We start from the raw sequence: 21793 nt of genomic DNA, 5'->3' as shown, positions 1-21793 counted from the left end.
CCCCCGCGCCTATTTTTTAGGCGCGGGTTGTTCATTTGGCGCATTTATCACCGCCATACATTTACTTCGCTCGGGCATGGTTTTCTAATTTGACGATATGAAACTTTGCACGACCCCTCCCCGGCCATGACACGCGCGCCTGATTTATTGGTTTTTTCCGATCTCGACGGGACGCTGCTGGATCATCACGACTATAGCTGGGCAGCCGCCAAACCCGGACTTCAACGCCTGTCTGACCTGAAGGCCGGTCTGGTTTTGGCCAGCAGCAAAACCGCAGCAGAAATCCTGCCTTTGCAACAGGAACTGGGGTTTGTCGGGATGCCCGCCATCGTTGAAAACGGTGCGGGCGTTCTATGGCCGGGCCAGCCCGATAGCGGCGAAACCTGTTATGCCAAACTGCGCGCAAGTCTCGCGGAACTGCCCAAAGGCTTTAAAGGGTTCGGGGACATGTCCGATAGCGAGGTAACCAATTTGACGGGCCTCGACCCCCAGCAGGCGTCACTTGCCCGGCAGCGTCGGTTTAGCGAGCCGGGCCTGTGGACTGGCTCCACTTCAGGCCTTGAAGCATTCCTTGCTGCCGCGCAGGAACACGGATTGCACGCGCGTCAGGGTGGGCGATTTCTGACCTTGTCGTTTGGCTCGACCAAAGCGGACGCGATGCGCGAGGTTATCAGCCACTTTACCCCTCGTCTGACGATCGCTTTGGGGGATGCTCCGAATGACCGTGAGATGCTGGAGCTGGCCGATCACGGCGTGGTCGTGCACAACCCCCACAGCGCTGGGATATCGCAGTTTCCGTCCGATACCGAAGCCCACATTCTCAGAACAAAACAGGCAGGTCCACAAGGGTGGTCGGACGCGATTTTGGCGCTGACCCGGGATCTTTGACAAAACGAGGCGCACGACATGGCCGATTTTCACCAGAACGGAAACATTACCACTCTGCACAACCTGCGCAGCCGACCCGCTGGCCAGTTGGCCCATGAAATCTCGGTCTTTGCCGAGACGCGCAAGATCACTCTGATCCTGCCCTGCCTCTATTCAGAGTTGGCAGGTCCCGCATTGACCGGGATTTTGCACGAACTGGCGCAAGTGCCCTACCTGCACCGCGTCATTATTGGGTTGGATCAAGCGGATGAGACGCAATATCGCCACGCGCGGGCGTTCTTTGCCGATCTGCCGCAAAACCATGCCGTCATCTGGAATGACAGCCCCCGCCTGACTGCGTTGCAGGCGCATCTGCAAGAACTGGGACTGGCGCCGCAAGAGCCGGGCAAGGGCAAGAATGTTTGGTCCTGCATAGGGTATCTGCTGGCTTGCGCCGACAGTTCGGTGATGGCGATCCATGATTGCGATATCGTGACCTATGACCGGCAAATGCTGGATCGTCTGGTCTATCCGGTGGTGAACCCAACCTTTCCGTTCCAGATGGCCAAGGGCTTTTATCCGCGCATCGGGAACGGAAAGCTGAACGGCCGCGTCACGCGCCTGCTGGTTAGCCCGCTGCTGATCGCGCTTAAAAAGGTGATCGGGGATCGCGACTACCTCGATTACCTGCGCAGTTTCCGCTATCCGCTGTCGGGCGAGTTCGCCATCCGCACCCCCACCCTGCCCGACCTGCGCATTCCATCCGATTGGGGGCTAGAGATCGGCGTATTGTCTGAAGCGTGGCGTAATCTGGCCCCGAAATCCGTCTGTCAGGTCGAGATTGCCGACAATTACGACCACAAACATCAAGACCTTTCGCCCGAGGACGCAAATCGCGGCCTGTCGCGTATGTCCACCGATATCTGCAAGGCGATCTTCCGCAAACTGGCCGCCGATGGCACCGTGTTTACGCCCAATACGTTCCGCACGCTCAAGGCGACCTACTATCGCTCGGCGCTGGATCTGCTCGAGGGTTACTATACCGATGCCAAGATGAACGGGCTGGAACTGGACCGCCACAAGGAAGAGAAGTCCATCGAGCTGTTCGCCGAAAACATCATTCGCGCCGGGCAGGTGTTTCTGGACAACCCGCATGAGACGCCGTTCATCCCTACATGGAACCGAGTGCATTCTGCCGACCCCGAGTTTCTGCTGCGTCTCAAGGCCGCCGTATCCGACGATCTGAACGAATTCAGCCCGCGTTCGTGATCCAGCGGCACTGATACGGAGCCAGAACAATATCCGGGCCGTTGGTGGCTAGGATTTCGCCGGTCAATGCGTCGGTCCAGACCTCTTCGGCGATCATATTGATCTCGGCGGGGCTGACATGGACCAATTCAGCCGAGACATTGTGCAGCGCAAAGATCGACTGGCTACGATCCAGACTCTGCCGCCAGATGCCAAAGACGCGATCATCCAGCCGCAGGGTAAACTGCGTGGCGTTGGGGTGAAAGGCCGGTTGCTGCGACCGCAGGTGCAGACGTTTGGACAGCGCTGACAATACCAGCGCCTGATTTGACCCCGGATCGGCCAGACGTGCCAACAAATCGGGATAGTGCCAGCGATGCCGGTTGATCGCCCGGTTCATGCAGCGTCGTTCGACCGCCTCGTGATCATTGGGCGTGGCCAGCAGAGAATGGATGTAGAAGGCCGGTATCCCTTCCAAAGACATCACGATGGTCTGCGAACAGATGAACCGTGCCAGATGATATTGATCGGACCCGTGGAACGTCTCGGACATAGCGTCGAAGTAACCGCAGTTAAGCTCATAGGGTTCCTCGCGCCCGTCGGGCAGCGCGCGCATCGAAACCAATCCGCCGATCCGGCGCACCGTGTCGATCATTCGGTCCTTTTCCTCGGGGGGCAAAACGCCCTCGGCGGGGCGCATCCCGATGCCGTCATGGCTGGCGGTGAAGTTTAGATAGGCGCAGCCCAGCTGCGCGGGTGGCATCGCGGCCTGCCATTCACGCAGATATTGCGCCGTACCTGATTGCATCGCATGCAGGATCAAAGGCGGCAGAGGGAAGTTATAAACCGCGTGCGCCTCGTTCCGGTTGCCGAAATAGCTGAGGTTTTCAGTCCGCGGCACGTTGGTTTCCGTAAGCAGAACCAGCGTTTCGGTGGCATAGTCGCACAACAACCGCAACAATTGCACGATAGCGTGCGTTTGCGGCAGGTGGATGCAATTCGTTCCGATCTCTTTCCACACGAACGCCACCGCATCCAGGCGCAGAATACGCACGCCCTTGTCGATGTGCAGGCGGATGATCCGCAGCATCTCGATCAGAACCTCGGGGTTCGAGAAATCCAGATCGACCTGATCGTGGCTGAAAGTGCACCAAACATATTTCTCTCCCTCGCTGGTATCGACTTGCCGCAACAACGGCGTGGTGCGAGGACGGACAACCGCAGACAGATCATCCTCGGGTGAAGCTTCGAAAAAGAACCGGTTATGTGGCGGTTTACCCTGCAGATAATTTGTGAACCACATACCCTGACTTGAGACATGGTTCAGCACAAGATCGGACATCAGGTGGAAATCACTGGCAATCCGAGTGATGTCCGGCCAACCTCCCAGCTGCGTACTGACGCTGTAATAATCCGATACGGCGAACCCATCATCGGAGGTGAATGGAAAGAACGGCAGGATATGAACGCCGTTGACCACCCCGTTCAGGTGACGGATCAGAAAATCATGCAGCAGATCAAGCGGCTTGTGCACTTGATCTTCGATCGAATTGCCGTAGGTGATCAGAACGCTGTCTTTCTCGGACCAAAGACCATTGCCCGGCTTGCGTCCTTGTTTGCGACGATGTGTGCCGGTTGGCCAGAACGCATCGGACACGCGCTTCGCAATGTCCGGCACGTCCTTGTCAGGGTAGATCTGCGCGACAAGCTCAGCCAGCCGGCGCGAGAAACTGGAATTCACACTGGTCAAAAGTTCCGGGCCTTAGGTTTCATACACCCGATGGTTCGCTATTATTCCGGCGCAGTCAAACCCAGCCTTGAGGCGACGCGCAGAGCCACGTCCCAATGCCTAAAGTTTAACCAAATCCCGACCTATCGAACCCCGTAATTTGCCATGAACATGTCGACCGCCTGCAAGGCGACCGCATCTATTTCGTCCTGCGAAAACTGGTTCTGAATTCCAAAAACGGCCCGCGCCCAGATCCGCACCTTACACAACTCCGAGAACTGCTCGGCCGCGAGTTGCACATCCTCAATCGCCAATTCGCCATTTTTGACTGCCAGTTGCAGATACTCCGCAATGTGGCCGGTACCGCGTTTCGGCCCGGCCTCAAAAAACGCGCGGCCCAGTTCCGGGAACCTGTCGCGCTCGGCCACGCAAATACGGAAAACCTGTTGCGCAAAATCAGATACAAGAAATGCGGTCAACTGTTTGGCCGTGATCAACAGAACGTCGCGCACCGGCAGCGTATCGTCCACCATCGACACGACGTGTTCGGCCATGAGGGTACATTCTGTCTGCGCAACTTCCATGAATAACAGACGTTTATCAGGGAAATAGCTGTAAAGCGTCGCCTTTGACACCCCGGCCGCGCGCGCGATGTCATCAACACTTGCGCCTTCGAACCCATCCGCCATGAACACCTCGCGCGCACCGCGCAATACCTGATCGAACTTGCGTCCGGTGCGCAAAATGGCGGCTGGTTCTGACATGCTCACTCCGTTGATGAAGAGGTTAAAGTTTATAAACCGTTTAGTTCAGACACAACGATTCGCACAAAATGATGCCGCCGAAACCCTACAAAACCGGTAATTTTGTCTAGACGTATCCAACGTGGTCTTTGATCCCCATGACCATACATACGCGGCCTTGTCGTTCTGCCAAACCGTGCTAACACTTCGGCCATGGTCGATATCTTTTTGCGCACCCTGCCTTTTTTCGCGATCATCGGCCTGGGATACTGGGCCGGTCGCACCCGCTTTTTTACCGAAGAGGCGACGGCCTATCTGACAAAATTCGTGTTCTATTTCGCCCTGTCGGCGATGCTGTTTCGGTTTGCCGCCACTCTGCCTTTCGCCGAGATTTTCAACGCGCGCCTTGTCATCGGCTATCTTATAGGCACGGTGGCCGTCTACGGACTGGCCACTTGCGTCGCTTGGCTGCGCGGGCTCGACATTCCAACCGCCGCGGTCGAGGCACAGTGCGCGGCTATCGGCAACGTGGGGTTTCTGGGCCTTCCGATGCTCGCGCTTCTGTTCACCGAGGCCGCGATCGGCCCCGTCATGCTGGTGCTGACCGTTGATCTGGTGGTGTTCTCGTCGCTGATCGTGATCCTGATCAATGCAGGTCGCGACGGGCGGTTGGCCCCGGCCACGTTCAAACTAATCGGACTGGGTCTGGTAAAAAACCCGATGATCGTGTCCATCTCGGCCGGAATGCTGTGGTCCGCCATGCAGTTTCCTGTCCCAGCGCCATTGAATGACTTTCTGACCATTCTTGGCGGTGCAGCCACACCCGGCGCGCTTTTCGCCATCGGGGCGTCGCTGGCCTCCAAATCCGCAGAACGGGTTCAGGTCGCCGGGTGGTTGAGTTTTTGCAAACTGGTGGTTCATCCCGCCTGTGTGGCGGTGGCCTTGCTGTGGATCATGCCAATTGCCGCCTTTCCGGCCTCGGTGGCCATTGCCGCCGCTGCGCTGCCGGTCGCCGGAAATGTCTATATGCTGGCCGCGCATTATAACGTCGCCCCTCATCGGGCATCGGCGGCTATCCTTCTGTCGACCGCCGCAAGTATCCTGACCGTTCCGCTGGTCATCGCGTGGGTCAGCACGCCCTGACCATCACCTTTCCGAAAAATGCGCGCACCCAGTGTCCACCGCACTTTACGTGCGGCTTTTGGGCGGTTAGCCATGGCGCAACCCCAATGTAAGGACACAAGCCAGATGGAAACCGTTTCGGAAAACACCTGCTTCGGAGGCGTACAGGGCGTCTACCGCCATGCCTCGACCGCTTGCCAATGCGACATGACCTTTGGCCTGTTTCTGCCTGCCGAGGCCAAGGACGGCCCAGTTCCAGTCCTGTGGTATCTTTCGGGCCTGACCTGCACCCATGAAAACGCGATGACCAAAGCGGGCGCGCAGGCGTGGGCGGCAGAACAAGGGATTGCGGTTGTGTTTCCCGACACCTCTCCGCGTGGTGAGGGCGTGGCCGATCACGAGGACTACGATCTGGGCCAAGGTGCGGGCTTTTACGTGAACGCGACCCAAACCCCTTGGGCCCCGCATTTCAACATGTGGGATTACGTGGCCGAGGAACTACCCGCCCTGCTGGCTGAAAACTTTGCCATCGACATGGAGCGCCAAGCCATCACAGGCCATTCGATGGGCGGTCATGGCGCGCTGACGCTGGCAATGAACCTGCCGGGGCGCTATCGCTCAGTCTCGGCTTTTGCGCCGATCTCGAACCCGACGGGGGCCGATTGGGGTCGCAAGCAGTTGAGCGCCTATCTGGGTGATGATGAGGCCGCATGGACCAAACATGACGCCTCGCTGATGATGAAGGAAAAAGGCTTTGACGGCCCCATCCTGATCGACACCGGGGCCAGCGATCAATTCATGGACCTGCTGCGCCCTGAGGCGTTGGCGCAGGCGATTGCAGAGCGTCGCCAACAGGCAACCTATCGCTTGCAGCCGGGCTATGACCATTCATATTTCTTTGTGTCGACCTTCATGGAAGATCATATCACCTTCCACGCCGAGGCGCTGTACGGAGACTAACGCATGAGCGATTTCGACTACGACCTGATCATCATCGGGTCTGGCCCTTCGGGGCGGGCGGCTGCGATTCAGGCAGGCAAACTGCAACGCCGGGTGCTGGTGATCGACCGCAAAGACCGCTTGGGCGGCGTTTCGGTTCACACCGGTACGATCCCGTCGAAGACCCTGCGGGAAACCGTGCTGAACCTCTCGGGCTGGCGCGAGCGCAGTTTCTATGGGCGGTCCTATCGGGTGAAAGACCAAATCCGGGCCGAGGACCTCAAGGCCCGGTTGCACATGACGCTGGATCACGAGGTCGATGTTCTGGAACACCAGTTCAACCGCAACCACGTGGAAACGCTGAACGGTCTGGCGAAATTCGTCGGCCCGCATGAGATCGAGGTTGCAACGGATGCGGGCAAGACGACCCGGCTGACAGCCGCCAAGTTCCTGATCGCCACCGGAACCAAGACCTACCGGCCCGATTATGTGCCCTTCAACGGCAAGACCGTGGTGGACGGCGACGATTTTCTTGAAATGGACGAGATCCCCCGGTCGCTCTGCGTGATCGGCGCGGGCGTGATCGGGGTGGAATATGCCACCATGTTCTCGGCGCTGGATGTGCGGGTCACGTTGATCGAGCCGCGCGAGACATTTCTGGACTTCATCGACAGCCGGTTGATCCACGATTTCACCCATCAGATCCGCGAAAACGGCGTGGACTTGCGGTTGGGTTCGGCGGTCGAAAAGATCGAGGATGCCGGCGGCCATGTGGAAGTCACGCTGGACAATGGCCGCCACGTGCGGGCAGAGATGCTGTTGTTTGCCGCCGGGCGCATGGGCGCGACATCGGCCCTGAACCTGTCGGCGGTGGGTCTGGAGACAGATCACCGCAACCGGATCACGGTGGATCGCAAGACTTATCAAACCGCTGTGCCGCATATATATGCGACAGGCGACGTGATCGGGCATCCCTCTCTGGCATCCACATCCCTGCAACAAGGTCGCGTCGCGGCCTGTCATGCGCTGGAGACCCCAACCCTGCCGGAAAGCCCGTGGTACCCCTACGGCATCTACTCCGTCCCCGAGATTTCCACCTGCGGCATGTCCGAGGAAGAGCTTCAAGAACGCGGTATCCCCTATGAGGTCGGCGTGGCGCGGTTCCGCGAAACCTCGCGCGGGCACATCATGGGACTGGAGCACGGGATGCTGAAGATGCTGTTCTCGCTGAAGACCCGCCGGGTGCTGGGGGTGCAGATCGTTGGTGAAGGCGCAACCGAGCTGATCCACATCGCGCAGGCCGTGCTGAACCTGAAGGGCACCGTGGACTATTTTGTGCAGAACACGTTCAACTATCCGACACTGGCCGAAGCCTATAAAATCGCCGGGCTGGATGCGTTCAACCGAATGCCCATTCCCGAAGAGTTCAAGGTCAAGAAAAAACCCGCAGCGAAACAGGCGAAAAAGGCGTGACCACGCTTTATATCGATGCCGATGCCTGCCCGGTAAAAGCCGAGGCCGAACGTGTGGCGACCCGGCACAAGGTGCCGATGGCACTGGTGTCAAACGGGGGTTTGCGCCCCTCGGCCAATCCTTTGGTACAGGTTGTGGTCGTATCTGAGGGCGCGGACGAGGCGGACAAGTGGATAGCCGAGCGCTGCGGTGTCGGCGATGTGGTGGTGACGTCCGACATCCCGCTGGCCGCGAAATGCGTCGAAGCCGGTGCTCGGGTTCTCCGCCCCAATGGCGAGGCCTTCACCGCCGCCAATATCGGCCAGCAACTGGCGATGCGCGATCTGATGGCCGACCTGCGCGCGGCCAATCCGCTGGGCGATGGTGGCGGAGGGAAACCGTTCAACAGGGCCGACCGATCCCGGTTTCTGGACGCTTTGGAACGGGAGTTACGCGCGGCACAAAGGGCGTAGCGCTCCCGCCCGTCGAAGCCGCATCAAAGATGCGTCACCTCCGGTTGGGCCGGGCAGCGCGTGTCGCGCTGCGGTTTTTAAGGCCATGGTCACGCTGGAACAGGGGTACGGTTTTCGCGGATGGGCAGGTGAACGATTGCGCTGAAAGCACCGATGGCAACGCCGATCCACCAGACCATCGTGTAGTCGCCATAAGCGTCATACATGCGGCCCCCCAACCAAATGCCCAAAAAACTACCAATCTGGTGACTGAAAAAGATGATCCCGTAGAGCGTACCCATATACCGCAACCCATAAAGATGAGCGACCAGCCCTGATGTCAACGGGATTGTGGCCAGCCATAGCGACCCCATGACCAGAGAAAAGACGATGACAGAGATCGGTGTAATCGGAAAGACGATGAAGACAGCGGCCGCAAGTGTCCGCGCCGTGTAGACCCCGGCCAACAGATATTTCTTGGGAAAGCGGCTACCCGCCCAACCCGCTACCAGTGTGCCGCCTATATTAGCCAGACCGATCAGAGAAATCGACACAGCCCCCAGCGCCGATGTTGTCGTGATCCCGACGGCGTGCAGTACTCCTCCTGGTTGGATCGGCCCACACATCTCAGTCACGAAGGCGGGGAAATGGGCGGTGATGAAACCCAATTGGTAGCCACAGCTAAAAAAGCCTAGAAAAATGAGCGCGTAAGATGGGTCTCGGAAAGCGCGCGCCAGGATTTCACCCATGCTGTCCTGCAACTCGGCCTTGGTGGCCGCTTGCGGCGCGCGCATGAAAGGCAAGGTCAGGACAAGGGCCAGAATAAGCAGCGCAAAGATGATGAAAACCTGCTGCCAGGGCAGAAAGCTCAGCATCCATTCGGCTGCGGGGGCGCCAAGGACCTGTCCAAAGCTGCCCGCTGCCGTCACGATAGCCAGAGACATCGAGCGGTTCTGATCCGAAGACGCCCGCCCGACAACAGCCAGGATTACACCAAACCCGGTTCCGGCAATGCCAAAACCTACAAGCCAAGCGTATAGTTGATGTTCGAACGGTGTCACCGACCATGCGGTCAGGACCATGCCCGCGGCATAAGTCAGCGCTCCAAGAACAATCGCGCGCCTGTCACCAATTTTTTCCGCAAGCGCACCAAAGATCGGCTGGCCGATCCCCCAGGCCAGGTTCTGAATCGCAATCGCCATCGAGAAGTCGGTGCGCAGCCAGCCGAATTCGTCGGCGATCGGAATCTGGAACACCCCGAACGACGCGCGTACGGCAAAGCTAACCGTGATGATGATGCAGCCAACGATCAGGATCGGGTTCAGCAGGCGTTCGTATTGCGGCATTGGGCCCTCGGACGGTTTGGTCCAAGGACGGTAGAGGAAATCTTGACGTGGTCAATTCAGGAGTTTTGGGACTTCGGATCAGCAAAATTGATGCGTCGCGGGAATGGCCGCTTTTCAACGGGCTGCGCGGCGGGTATGCCTCGGAATATGACGGATTTGATTTCGCTTTACGAGGCACGCATTGCCGATGGCAGCCTGACCCGAGACGATGCGCAAGAGGCTGTTCTTCCTCATTTCGAACGTATCCGTCAGGCTCTGGCCGCCCCGGTTAAACGCGGATTTTTCCGCAAGGCCCCACCTGCACCGCAGGGGTTGTATCTGTGGGGCGGCGTTGGGCGCGGCAAGTCGATGCTGATGGACATGTTTGTTGATGCGCTGGAGGATATTCCCGCACGACGCGTTCATTTTCATGCCTTCATGCAGGAAATCCATGCCGGGATGCACAAAGCCCGCGCCGATGGCGTCGAGGATGCGTTGGCCCCGGTGGCCGATGCGGTTGTGAAATCCATCCGCCTGCTGGCTTTTGATGAGATGCAGATCACCGATATCACCGATGCAATGATTGTGGGACGTCTGTTCGACCTGCTGCATGCGGGCGGGGTGGCGGTGATCACGACCTCGAACAGGCACCCGGACGATTTGTATAAGGATGGCCTGAACCGGCAGCTGTTCCTGCCGTTCATCGCGCATATCAAGGAACAGCTTCAGGTGTGGGAGTTGGTCTCGCCCACCGACTATCGCCAGAACCGTTTGGAAGGAGCGCCGGTCTATTTCACCCCGATTGGACCTGAGGCGCGGCAGAGCGTTCGGGCTATGTGGCAGGACTTGTCCGGGGGTCAGGCTGATCCCTTGGTTTTGCAGGTCAATGGTCGCGCGGTCGAGCTACCGGCGTTTCGAAATGGGGTGGCGCGCGCCAGCTTCTACGATCTATGTGGGCGGATGTTGGGGCCTGCGGATTATCTGGCCATTGCAGAAGCCATCAAAGTGCTTGTGTTGGAGGACATTCCCCGCCTGTCGCGCAACAATTTTAACGAGGCGAAACGCTTTGTGACGTTGATTGACGCGCTTTACGAAGCGAAGGTGCGATTGATTTGCTCGGCGGCCGCGGAACCTGAGATGTTGTATGTCGAGGGTGAAGGGACGTTTGAATTTGAACGGACTGCCTCGCGTCTACGTGAGATGCAAGCACAAGATTGGGGGACATAGGGGGCTCTGCCCCCGACGCGCCTTGCGCGCCTCCCCCGGGATATTTTTGGCCAGATGAAGCGGCACGGATCGGGAGTTAGCCGTTTTCGCGTAGGATGTGACCAGCCAGATAGAGCGAGCCGCAGATCAGGACGCGGGCTTGCGGGTCATCCGTGACGATGGCGGTTAAAGCATCCATGACACTGTTTGCAGTAGTGGCCGGCAGATTGACTTTGGCGGCCGCGGATGCGGTGTCTTCGGCGCTAAGCGTGGCGGCTTCTCCCGGTATGGAAACGGCAGTCAGGCCTTGGGCCTGTGCGGCCAGTGGAGCCAGGTATCCGGTGACGTCCTTGGTGTTGAGCATCCCGCAGATCATATGGGTGGGGCATTTAGGCAGTTTCGCCAGCACATCGGCCAAGGCGATCCCGGCAGCGGCGTTGTGGCCTCCGTCCAGCCATAGCTCTGCTTGGGGAGCGGCATCAACGAGCGGGCCGGTTTTCAGGCGCTGCATCCGGGCTGGCCATTCGGCGCGGGTGACGGTGGCCTCATAGGCGTCATCGCCCAGGTTCAGGTGGCGCAGGACCGCCAGCGCGGCACCTGCGTTCTGGATCTGATGCGCGCCCAACAGGTTGGGCAGAGGCAGGTCGCGCAGACCCGTTTCGTCCTGATAGATCAGGCGTCCGTTTTCCTCGTGCACATGCCAATGCTGGCCGTGAACCAACAGCGGTGCGCCAAGACGGGCGGCGGTGTATTCGATGACCTCGAGCGCCTCGTCCGGTTGGGGTCCGACGATGCAGGGCACGCCAGGCTTGATGATCCCGGCCTTTTCCGCCGCGATCTTGCCCAGTGTATCGCCAAGGAACTGTTCGTGGTCGATGGACACGGGCGTGATCACCGTAACTGCGGGTTCGTGGATCACATTGGTGGCGTCCAGACGCCCGCCAAGACCCACTTCGAGCAGGGTGTAATCAGCCCGTGTGCGCGCGAAAGCCAGAAGGGCGGCGCAGGTCGTGATCTCGAAATAGGTGATGTTTTCGCCGTTATTGGCAGCGTAGCATTCGTCCAGCACCTCGGTCAGGGCAGGTTCCGAGATCAGCTCTCCGGCCAAGCGGATACGTTCGTGGAACCGGGCCAGATGCGGCGAGGTATAGGCATGGGCCGACAGCCCTGCCCCTTCGAGCCCTGCGCGGATCATCGCCTGGGTTGAGCCTTTGCCGTTGGTCCCGGCGATATGGATCGCCGGGGGCAGCATTTCTTGCGGGTTATCCAGCGCGGCCAGCAGACGCCACACCCGATCCAAGGTCAGGTCAATGATCTTGGGATGCAGTGCCATCATCCGGTCGAGGATGACGTCAGAAGACGGTGAGGTCATTTTTCGTCCGCAGGTTCAGCCAGTGCTTCGGGCTGTGCTTCTTCCGGAGCTGGCGCGGGCAGATCGCCTTTCACTGCCGGCGGCTGGTTCAGCAGCATCCGGGTGATGGTGATCAACTCGTCCCGCATTTCGGTGCGCTTGGTGACGCGGTCCAGCATACCGTGATCCAGCAGATACTCAGCGCGCTGAAAGCCTTCTGGCAGTTTTTCACGGATGGTTTGTTCGATCACGCGCGGCCCGGCAAAACAGATCAGCGCGTTGGGTTCGGAAATGTGCACGTCACCCAACATTGCATAGGACGCGGTGACGCCACCGGTGGTCGGGTGAGTTAGGACGACGATATAAGGCAGGCCCGCCTCTTTCAGCATCTCGACCGCCACAGTCGTGCGCGGCATTTGCATCAGGCTGAGGATGCCTTCCTGCATCCGCGCGCCACCTGCGGCGGAAAACAGGATCAGCGGGCGCTTCAGCTTAACCGCCTCTTGCGCGGCGGCAATGATGGCGTTGCCAACATACATGCCCATCGAACCGCCCATGAAGGAAAAGTCCTGCGCCGCAGCGATGATCGGAGTACGGCCGATTTCACCAGCAGCGACCAGCATCGCCTCTTTCTCGCCGGTCTTTTTCTGCGCCGCCTTCATGCGGTCGGGGTATTTCTTCTGATCGCGGAACTGCAGCGGGTCGTCTTTGGGCGCAGGGACCTCTACCTCGGTAAAGATACCGCCGTCGAACAGGTGAGCAAAGCGTTCCCGTGGGGTGATCGCCATGTGATGATCGCATTGGGTGCAAACATTCTGGTTTGCCGCCAGTTCGCGGTGAAACAACATCGTTCCGCATTCATCGCATTTGTGCCAAAGGTTTTCGGGAACCTCGCGGCGCGAAAAGATCGAGTTGATCCGGGGGCGGACGTAGTTTGTGATCCAGTTCATGTCGGAACCTTGCTAATGCGGCTTTGACGTCAAATAAGGCGCAACGGAAAGAAATGCAATCAACGCCTGAGTGCCAGGCGCGCGGTCAGCCAACTGACGGTCATGATGGCGAAATCCACGTAAAGCCATTGCCGCAATATACCGGTATCGGACATGTCGTAAGGCAGGTGGAAAAGGGCAAGGCCGCTTAGGCTGTCGGGCAACGATATGAACAGCAACGCCACGGTATTGTTGAAGAAATGGAGTGCTATCGCAGGGCCCAACGTGCCTGAGCGCGCGGTGAGATCAGCCGCGAAAACGCCAAACATGATAGACCAAAGCGCAATCAGCCCGGCGTTCCCTTCGGCGGTACCGGGGGCGTAGTGGCCTATTCCGAACAGCAAAGATGGGACGAGTATCCACACCGCAGGCGACCGGAATCGCGCAGCGAGGGCTTGTTGCATATAGCCGCGAAACAAAAACTCTTCTGCGCTGGTTTGAATCAGAACTGCACCTAAAGACAGGGGCAGAAACAACAGCCATGTCGACAAGGCCAGATTCGGAACGAAAGCGGCCCCCATATCATATGGCGGCAACACCGTGATGACGACACCAAGCACCACCAATGCGCGCAAGACGACCCAGAACTGTGCAACACTTTGACCTAGTGGGCCCAAAACAGACGCGAGCGACCTTTGGTGAAGACGGCGGACCGCCAGTCGAACGCCCAATGTCACAAAGGCGAAACTGCTCAGCAGAACCAACATGGACAACGGTGAGGAACCGGACAAAAACGCCTCGGCCCATTCGTAGGACCCTATAGCTGAAATGACGATCAGAAGCGCCAGATTCAGGGCAATGACAACGGCTGCGACGATGCCCAACCCCGCCAACAGACGCCAAATCTCAGCGCGCGCCCGAGCCGGGGCCACAAGCTGTTCATGCGACCCGTAGCGGGGCGAGCTAATCTCAGGCACGTTCATTTACGCTCTCGGGCTGGCCGGGATCTTCCAGGAAGATGGTTGGGTCCTTGGTCTCGTTCACCCGGTTGGCCAGTGAGGTCAGATACCCGGCAACAGTTTCAAGCAACTGAACGGCAACACCCGCGTCGCTGTCGACCACGGCGCGGAACTCTTCGGCACCAATGCGCAGGAAGGAACACTCCTCCAGCGCCACAAGGTCCAACTGACGGGGGTCCCGAGTGATGATGGACAAATCCCCGATCAGACGGCCCGGTTCAATAACCGAAACCTGCCGCGAGGTGCCGCCCTCGATGGGCCATTCCAGGCTGGCTCGGCCCGAGATGCAAAGATAGGCCGCATCCGGTGCCTGACCGCATGAAAAGATGACCTGACCAGCCGTGGCATGGTACCATTGCGCCGAAAAAGCCAGCAGGCGCTGGTTGCGGCCATCCATGCCGGCGAACAGCTCGGTCGAGGATATGATCTTGAGCTTGCGGCTGAGATCCTCAGTCGTGTCCACCTCGTCCAGGGTTCGCGTCTTGGAGACGCCGTCGATACGGCCATCCTTGATCTCGACAAACAGGTCGTAAGCCTCGGGATGGGCAAAGTGATCTTCCATGAAGATCATGATCGAGTCGGGCAACAGCTCTCGCAGTTTCAACCGCGTCCGCAGTCGGCTTTCGGAATCGTGGCTGGCCAGCGCCTTGTCCAAGATTAAGACATCGGGCCGCTTGATTCCAGCGCGCGAAAAGGCGGCGCGCTCTTGAAACACCGTCGGCAGGTTGTTTCCGCCCAGCCCCGAGGGCAAGTCATAGATGATCGCCGCCGCACGACGGCGCAGACCGGCCTCGTTCAAGATATCGGCCACCACATCCTCGATCTCATCCGCATGCGCGCCCGCCATCAACGAGATACGGCCAAAGAGCGCATTCTCAATGACCGTCATACGCTCGATATAGGCGTCAGGCGTGACGGGGATGAACATGCCCTTCAGATGCGCGCGCAGACGGTCCGCCTGTCCGCTGCGGATGGCCAGAATTTTCTCCTTGTATTCGTCGGGGAAATCGGGACCAATCTGTTCCGCCGTCAACAGGAAAGGAACGGTCAACAGCAGCGCGCGTTCCTGATCGGTGATCCCGGCCTCACCCTTCAGCTTGCGCCGTTCCTCGATATCCAGCAGGCGGTAATACATGTCCTTGGTCATGCCCAACCGCAGGAATAGCGGGTGATCGGTGCCATCCCGTCCGAAAGTTCGGTTCAGTGTCTTCAGCACCGCGCTGGAGATCCCCATCGCGTCGTCATCCAAATCATGTGCCCGCAACATCGACATGAACCGCCGGTCGCCCGCCAGAATATCGGGCGAAATATCATGCGACGGCGCGGCGTAAAGCAGGTTGCCCCCCAATGGAACCGCCGGGTTGAACAGATCCGGGTCGAAGCGGTAGACATACCGGTCCAGCCCCTTTTGCTGCAACCGCTCAGCCACGCGGCTGCGCAGATCGACAATTTCACGCGCCAACGACGGGTGCTGCACCGGATCGAACTGAGACCGCAAAGTCCGGCGGAACATGAACTCGTCAATGCCCATGGATTCGACCAGCTGGAACCACCAGTCCCGGATGTCGTCGATATCCTCTAACCCGGCCAGCGCGGGATCGATCCACTCGTCCGACAGGGAATCCACCGGGTTTCCGGCGCGTTCCGCTTCGATCTGCCAACGTGTCGGCGCTTTTTTGGCCTCTTCTGCATGTTTCGGACGGGTGCGCAGGGGCATCAGCAGATTGTCCCCCAAGGTCCCGTCGAACAGATAGGGCCGCGAATAGGCATAGCCTATCCGGGCCGCGATCACCGCCTGATGCAACCCTTGCAGATCGTGCCCGCCAATGGTCACATCGCCTTGCACCGGAAGCAACTCGCGCGTGAGGACCTGAGCCAACGCACTGCGCTCGGCCGCGTTCGAAGATTGGATCGCAACCCGCGCGCCCTTGGGGATCGTCAGGTCGATATCTTCAAGGATCGTTTTGCCGTCATCGTCGCGGACTGTCACGTTGCGCAACTGAATTACGCCCGTAAGGTGTGGAATCGTCTCTGGCTCGCCCACGAACAGGTTTTCTGGAATCATATTGTCCGGCGCGAACCGCTCGGTCACGATTTCCCAGCGCAGAGACATATCCTGCACCTGATTGTAATAAGTCAGCAAATCCTTCCACGGGCCGCTCAGATCCTTGTAGGCTCCCAGCGCCGCAACCAGCGCGCCCACCGTAACCTCTCCTTTGATCGCCAGATAGCCGCCAACCGAATAGAACAGGAACGGCGTCATCTGAGTGATCAGATTGTTGAGAAATTTCATGAAGAATTTCTTGTTGTAGATCTTGAACCGGATCTCGAACAAAGTGCCCAACCGATGACTGAACAGCGCCAGACGATATCGCCAGCCCCCATTGGTGCGTAGATCACTGATGCCCGCGGCACTTTCGCCGATTTCCGAACTCAGATGACGCACCTCCTGGATGCGGTCCTTATTCAGCAGGTTGATCTGCCGTTGCAGCTTGGGAATGATCCACGCTTGAAGCGGGATCAATGCGATGCTGGCCAATCCGAACCAAACGCTTTGCATGAATAGAAAGGTGACGATGGTCATCATCTGCCCGAACTGGAACACCGGCTGGGCAATCGCATCGCCCATCAACCCTCCCATCGGCTCTGCCTCGGAGGTGATCATCGACACCAGCTCACCCTGGCTGGTGGTCTGGAAATAGGATTTTGGGAAGCGCATGGTACGGTGGATCAGTGTGAACCGCAGCCGACGCAGCATCCGTTCGGCCAGAACGCCCTTCATCGTGTTGATGCGCATCTTCATCAGCCCGCTGATGATCACCGTCAGCAAGAACGCGCAGCACAGAATCAAGAGATACTGGACCTGTGTGAACGAGATCCCCAGCACCGTCACCGTATCGCTGGGCGCACCGATGGCATCGTTGATGATCTGCTTGGGCAACTCCAACGAGGCGTAGAGAAACGGGAAGGACAGAACCGTCAGCACCAACAGCACAATCTGTTGCTTCTTCGAATACTTCCAAATGAACGAAAAAAGAGTGGGTTCCATACCCCGGCCTTGCCTCAAGTTTTTTGATACGCGCTTTTTCGGATGATCTACAGCAATCAGGTGCCGGACGGTACGCATTGGTCCACGCGATTGCAAGAACGGCCCTGCGGGTATCAGATCGCAACCCGCCTGCCCAGCCGAAACCCGGCTGTGCCGCCGGAATTAACGCGATATTTCCGGGTTTCGGCTTTATCCTAACCACCGTCATTGACTAAACAGTGGTCAACAAAAGATGACGGGGACCATGGGCAAATTTCTGGATCGCTATATTTTCCGCAAGGTGCAGGCCCGTTGGCGGCAGGCCGCACAGATGGCCGGGCACACACCCCCCGCCCAGTTGCGCCACCAGCGAGACGAAGCGCGCAAGCTGCGCGCCGATCTGGACCGGTTGATCCATGCGGCGGATGGCCGTTTGACGCGGCCCCTGATCGGATCAAACCAATTCGCCAAACCCCTTGGCACAGATTGGAGCTGGCGCCCCGACCTCTGGCGCGAACCGCTGTCGCGCAGCGGGCTGGCCTCGGCCCCGCGCAGAACACCGTTGGACGGTCAGACTACCTTGTTTCACGACTGCGCGCTGTCGGAAATCAGCCTGCGCCAGACGCGCAACCGGCGCGACAATGATCTGGCACCCTTTGGGCTCAGTCTCGAGGTGTTCGAATTCGCAGGCTCCTTTCTGTCCCTGTCCGTCGCGTTGCCCGCAGATGCCGCGCAGGGTCTGACCAAGCAGCACCTGATACGGGTCGATGCGCAGATCGAGGCGGAACGCGATACACACGGAATGGCCCGTTTGAACATCCAGCACGGCCCCAATACCGAACAGGTTCTCAGGGAGTTAGACCCAAACCGAACAGGCGGGGTCGATTTCGATTTGGCCCACCTCCCCCTGAACGAGCGGCGGATCGACAAGATCTGGCTAGATCTCATCTTTGACGCCCCGACGATGAACCGCATTTTTGTGCGCGAACTGACCTTCTGCCGCCACCATCGCGCCGAATTATGAGGCCCATATCATGACGCACCCCATCCTGACGCCGCTCAGACTGGAAAACGGAATCTGGCAAGGGCTGATCACATCCTCAGCCGAGCCGCACGTCTCAGTTCACTACCGGGATGAGGTGTTGGACGGCGTAACTCTGACTGCCTCGCCCGATGGCTGGGCGCTGGCTATTCCCGTCCCGAACTCGGCTCTGTCGGACGGGGTGCACAGCTTTGTCATCCTAGATCGGGACAGTTCAGAAAAACTGGGCGATTTCACCATCATTGCAGGGGTTCCTGCGGCGGACGATCTGCGGGCCGAGATTGACCTGCTGCGCGCGGAACTGGACCTTCTGAAACGCGCCTTTCGCCGGTCGCAACAGTCCGATACCTGACGCCTGCGACCCAAGCCCCTATCTTTCCAGCGTTTTCCGTGCATCATGAACCGATAGGCGATTGGTGGAGTATTGGTATGGACCGGACGAGTATTATCAAGGTCATCGCCCTGATGGTGACAGGGTTTGGCATCGGGATCGACTTTACCGGCGCCTTGATACTGGTCCCCGCGATCGAAAACAGCTTTGACGCGGACATCACCTCGACCCAATGGGTATTAAACATCTACGCCCTGTTCTTTGCCATGACCATGGTGGCCGGAGGCCGGATGGGGGACATGTTTGGCCACCGCAAAATGATGCTGATCGGGCTGTCGATCTTTCTGTTTTCTTCGGTCATGTGTTTTCTGTCCCCCAGCCTCGATTTCCTGATCCTCTCGCGCGCCTTGCAAGGTATCGGCGCAGGTTGTGTTTGGCCTTGCGCGCTGGCCTTTGGCGCCACCAAGATCGCCAAGCCTGAACAGCGGGCCTTGGTCATGGGCATGATCTTGGCGGGTGTCACCAGTGGCAATGTGTTTGGTCCCTTGATCAGCGGCGCAGCGGTCAGTTTCGGTGATTGGAGGCTGTTCTTCCTGGCCAATGTCATATTCTCGACCATCTCGATGATTACGGCACTGATCCTGATGGAGCGTGAAAAACAGCACAAACAGGGTGAGCATCTGGACATCGCCGGAATGGTTCTGTTGTCCTTGGCGGTCCTGCTGCTGCTTTACGGGCTGGATGTGGGCGCGGATTGGGGTTGGGCCTCGCCGCCACTGCTGATGGTGTTCTTCGTCAGCGCCGTGCTGTTCCTGTCTTTCCCCATAATCGAAAAGCGTGTGAAAGAGCCGCTGCTGCTGCCCCAAATGATGCAGAACCGAGAGTTTCTGATCACGCTGGGTCTGAACATGTTCAACGTCTCAGCCGCCTTTGTCGGGCTGCTGTATTTCCCGCAATATATGCAGAAGGTTCTGGGCTGGTCGGTCTTTCATTCAGCGCTTGGGCTGGCCCCGCTGACTTTACTGTTGGCGATCGGGTCGATCGTTTCTGGGACGCTTTATAACGACTTCGGGCCGAAGCGGCTGTTGTTCTGGGGCTATCTCATTGCCACCATAGGGGCGCTCAGCATCGTGGCGATGCCTACAGGGCTGGGCTATTTCCAGATCCTGCCCGGCATGGCCATGATCGGGCTGGGCGCAACGCTGACAGTGGGGCCATCGGGTACGGCTGCGGTCAGTGCGGTCAAACCCGAACGCGCCGGGCTTGTTGGCGGGTTAAGCTTCATGACCCATCTCGTCTATGGTGCCATCTCAGTCGCGTTCGCCACCGCGATCATGTATGCCACCAGCCTCTCCAGCCTTGGCAAACAGCTTGCGGTGGATGGCATCAAAATGTCCGATGCGGATCAAAGGGCCATCAACGGCGGCACGCTGACTACCGATTCCGCCAAAACCGTGATGGCCAAGCTGACCCCGACAGAGGCCGAACAGGTGAAAACCGCTATCGCATCGGCGTTTGACAGCGGCATGAACATGGCCTTTGTCTTCGCCGCCATCTCGGTCTCGGTCGGTATGATCCTCGCGACGATGCTGGATGAAGAGAAGCTGCGGAAGGTCGAAAGCTAAGTTCATAAGAAAAGGGCCGCCCTGGAGCGGCCCTTCGATTTACTGGGACGGGCCGTTGGGCCGGAAGGCCGACAGACCTTTGAGGATGTCGATGGCATAGGCCAATTGGTAATCCTCTTCCCGCAATTCGGCGGTTTCTTCAGCCTTGGCGCGGTCTTCCTCGATCTGACGGATCTCATCCTCGCTGAGGCTGTCATTGTTCAGGCTGCCACGCAGATCGGCCTCGGACCGGGTGCGGGGGTTTGTTTCCTCTTCCTCGGTATCCGCAGCGCGACGCGGTTGTTCCACAATAATGTCCGGGCTGACCCCAAGCGCCTGGATCGAGCGTCCCGACGGCGTGTAATAGCGTGACGTCGTCAGACGCATCGCACCATCCCCGCGCAGCGGCATGACCGTCTGGACCGAGCCTTTGCCAAAACTCTTCGTGCCCACGACAATCGCCCGGCGATGGTCTTGCAGCGCACCCGCCACGATTTCCGAGGCTGAGGCCGACCCGCCATTGATCAGCACCACGATCGGCTTGCCTTCGGCCAGATCGCCGGCGGTGGCGTTGAACCGCTCACCCTCGCCCGGGTCACGACCACGGGTTGAAACGATTTCGCCCTCGTTCAGGAATGCGTCTGAAACCTTGATCGCCTGCGTCAGCAGACCACCGGGGTTGTTGCGCAGGTCCAGAACAACGCCGTTGACCTTGTCGATGCCGCCGATCTCTTCGATCTGCTCGTTCAGGCCCTCTTGCAGATTGGGGAAGGTTTGGTCGTTGAACGTCGTCACACGCAGAACGACACTGGTACCTTCGGTCCGGGCGCGCACGGCAGTCAGCTTGATCGTGTCGCGGACAATGGTGATGTCAAAAGGCTCCTGCTCGCCCTCACGAACTACGGTGATCACGATTTCCGAGCCCACCGGCCCGCGCATCAGATCGACCGCCTTGTCCAGCGTCAGGCCCAGAATGCTTTCGCCATCCACATGGGTGATGAAATCGCCCGCTTCGATCCCGGCCTCATCAGCCGGAGTGTCGTCGATGGGTGAGACCACTTTGACATAGCCTTCTTCCTGCGTAACCTCGATCCCCAGCCCGCCAAACTCACCGCGCGTCTGAACACGCATCTGCTCTGCATCGCTGGGCGACAGGTAGCTGGAATGGGGATCAAGCGAGGTCAGCATTCCGTCAATCGCCGCTTCGATCAGATCTTCGGGCTCAACCTCTTCGACATATTGCGAACGGATACGCTCGAAAATGTCCCCAAACAGGTCAAGTTGCTGATAAACGCTCGCCTTGTTCTCGGCCTCTTGCGCCAGCAAGGGGCCTGCAATCTGAGTGGTTGCGATAATGCCTGCCACGGTTCCGGCCAAACCGGCCATCACAAATTTCTTCATACTCG

At 58.8% G+C, this 21793-nt stretch carries 18 protein-coding genes; 10 read left to right on the top strand and 8 right to left on the bottom strand.

Features of this window, described 5'->3' with window-relative positions; translation table 11 throughout:
- The first annotated feature begins 126 nt into the window (after window positions 1-126).
- On the top strand, window positions 127-888 hold the full coding sequence (locus ACR0C5_RS18405; protein ID WP_480878300.1) for an HAD-IIB family hydrolase: 762 nt from the start codon (window positions 127-129) through the stop codon (window positions 886-888).
- A gap of 18 nt (window positions 889-906) precedes the next feature.
- Window positions 907-2136, top strand: a complete 1230-nt coding sequence (locus ACR0C5_RS18400; RefSeq protein ID WP_480878297.1) for a glycosyltransferase family protein — start codon at window positions 907-909, stop codon at window positions 2134-2136.
- Here ACR0C5_RS18400 and ACR0C5_RS18395 read toward each other — a convergent pair.
- Both ACR0C5_RS18395 and ACR0C5_RS18390 read right to left on the bottom strand, forming a co-directional pair.
- On the bottom strand, window positions 2120-3856 hold the full coding sequence (locus ACR0C5_RS18395; protein ID WP_480878321.1) for a sugar phosphorylase: 1737 nt from the start codon (window positions 3854-3856) through the stop codon (window positions 2120-2122). The genes ACR0C5_RS18400 and ACR0C5_RS18395 overlap by 17 nt on opposite strands.
- A 131-nt stretch (window positions 3857-3987) precedes the next feature.
- Entirely contained in the window at window positions 3988-4608 is a 621-nt protein-coding gene (locus ACR0C5_RS18390) for a TetR/AcrR family transcriptional regulator (RefSeq protein ID WP_170773104.1), read from the bottom strand.
- Between the two features lie 192 nt (window positions 4609-4800).
- Here ACR0C5_RS18390 and ACR0C5_RS18385 point away from each other — a divergent pair, with 192 nt between their 5' ends.
- The 4 genes from ACR0C5_RS18385 (at window position 4801) to ACR0C5_RS18370 (ending at window position 8573) form a co-directional block, all read left to right on the top strand.
- Window positions 4801-5730, top strand: coding sequence for an AEC family transporter (locus ACR0C5_RS18385; RefSeq protein ID WP_170789836.1), 930 nt, complete (start codon window positions 4801-4803; stop codon window positions 5728-5730).
- Between the two features lie 105 nt (window positions 5731-5835).
- On the top strand, window positions 5836-6669 hold the full coding sequence (gene fghA / locus ACR0C5_RS18380; RefSeq protein ID WP_480878295.1) for an S-formylglutathione hydrolase: 834 nt from the start codon (window positions 5836-5838) through the stop codon (window positions 6667-6669).
- Window positions 6670-6672: 3 nt separating this feature from the next.
- Window positions 6673-8121, top strand: a complete 1449-nt coding sequence (gene sthA / locus ACR0C5_RS18375) for a Si-specific NAD(P)(+) transhydrogenase (RefSeq protein ID WP_170785590.1) — start codon at window positions 6673-6675, stop codon at window positions 8119-8121.
- Window positions 8118-8573 (top strand): YaiI/YqxD family protein, encoded by a 456-nt coding sequence (locus tag ACR0C5_RS18370; RefSeq protein WP_480878291.1) that lies wholly within the window; start codon window positions 8118-8120, stop codon window positions 8571-8573. Before sthA ends, ACR0C5_RS18370 begins: the two co-directional genes overlap by 4 nt.
- Before the next feature lie 89 nt (window positions 8574-8662).
- Here the strand turns inward: ACR0C5_RS18370 and ACR0C5_RS18365 are convergent, their stop codons facing one another.
- Window positions 8663-9898: an MFS transporter gene (locus ACR0C5_RS18365; protein ID WP_480878289.1), complete on the bottom strand. Its 1236-nt coding sequence runs from the start codon at window positions 9896-9898 to the stop codon at window positions 8663-8665.
- 147 nt (window positions 9899-10045) lie between these two features.
- Between ACR0C5_RS18365 and zapE the strand changes: the two genes are divergently transcribed.
- Entirely contained in the window at window positions 10046-11104 is a 1059-nt protein-coding gene (gene zapE / locus ACR0C5_RS18360; protein WP_480878287.1) for a cell division protein ZapE, read from the top strand.
- 76 nt (window positions 11105-11180) lie between these two features.
- On the opposite strand, the gene ACR0C5_RS18355 is transcribed toward zapE, so the two are convergent.
- Genes ACR0C5_RS18355 through ACR0C5_RS18340 form a run of 4 tightly spaced genes read right to left on the bottom strand, consistent with a single transcriptional unit; the run spans window position 11181 to window position 17431 of the window.
- Window positions 11181-12455 (bottom strand): bifunctional folylpolyglutamate synthase/dihydrofolate synthase, encoded by a 1275-nt coding sequence (locus tag ACR0C5_RS18355; protein WP_480878285.1) that lies wholly within the window; start codon window positions 12453-12455, stop codon window positions 11181-11183.
- A complete protein-coding gene (accD, locus tag ACR0C5_RS18350; RefSeq protein ID WP_170773120.1) occupies window positions 12452-13384 on the bottom strand; it encodes an acetyl-CoA carboxylase, carboxyltransferase subunit beta in 933 nt (310 codons plus the stop codon). The genes ACR0C5_RS18355 and accD overlap by 4 nt, the downstream gene beginning before the upstream one ends.
- A 59-nt stretch (window positions 13385-13443) precedes the next feature.
- Window positions 13444-14346: a CPBP family intramembrane glutamic endopeptidase gene (locus ACR0C5_RS18345; RefSeq protein WP_170773123.1), complete on the bottom strand. Its 903-nt coding sequence runs from the start codon at window positions 14344-14346 to the stop codon at window positions 13444-13446.
- Window positions 14333-17431, bottom strand: a complete 3099-nt coding sequence (locus tag ACR0C5_RS18340) for an ABC transporter transmembrane domain-containing protein (RefSeq protein WP_480878282.1) — start codon at window positions 17429-17431, stop codon at window positions 14333-14335. Before ACR0C5_RS18340 ends, ACR0C5_RS18345 begins: the two co-directional genes overlap by 14 nt.
- 244 nt (window positions 17432-17675) lie before the next feature.
- Between ACR0C5_RS18340 and ACR0C5_RS18335 the strand changes: the two genes are divergently transcribed.
- The 3 genes from ACR0C5_RS18335 (at window position 17676) to ACR0C5_RS18325 (ending at window position 20408) form a co-directional block, all read left to right on the top strand.
- Complete coding sequence (locus ACR0C5_RS18335) at window positions 17676-18434, top strand: DUF6478 family protein (protein ID WP_480878280.1); 759 nt, start codon at window positions 17676-17678, stop codon at window positions 18432-18434.
- Between the two features lie 10 nt (window positions 18435-18444).
- On the top strand, window positions 18445-18804 hold the full coding sequence (locus ACR0C5_RS18330) for a hypothetical protein (RefSeq protein WP_170785606.1): 360 nt from the start codon (window positions 18445-18447) through the stop codon (window positions 18802-18804).
- A gap of 77 nt (window positions 18805-18881) precedes the next feature.
- Window positions 18882-20408 carry an MFS transporter gene (locus tag ACR0C5_RS18325; protein WP_480878278.1) on the top strand — a complete coding sequence of 509 codons (1527 nt, stop codon included), beginning with the start codon at window positions 18882-18884 and terminating at the stop codon, window positions 20406-20408.
- Window positions 20409-20447: 39 nt separating this feature from the next.
- Here the strand turns inward: ACR0C5_RS18325 and ACR0C5_RS18320 are convergent, their stop codons facing one another.
- The gene (locus ACR0C5_RS18320; RefSeq protein ID WP_170789846.1) at window positions 20448-21788 is read right to left on the bottom strand and encodes a S41 family peptidase; all 1341 of its coding nucleotides are present in this window, start codon (window positions 21786-21788) and stop codon (window positions 20448-20450) included.
- Window positions 21789-21793: the final 5 nt, after the last annotated feature.

The sequence above is a fragment of the Ruegeria sp. N8 genome, from assembly GCF_056531325.1.
Note: the sequence above shows the minus strand (reverse complement) of the source record. Positions and strands in the feature narration are given on the sequence as shown.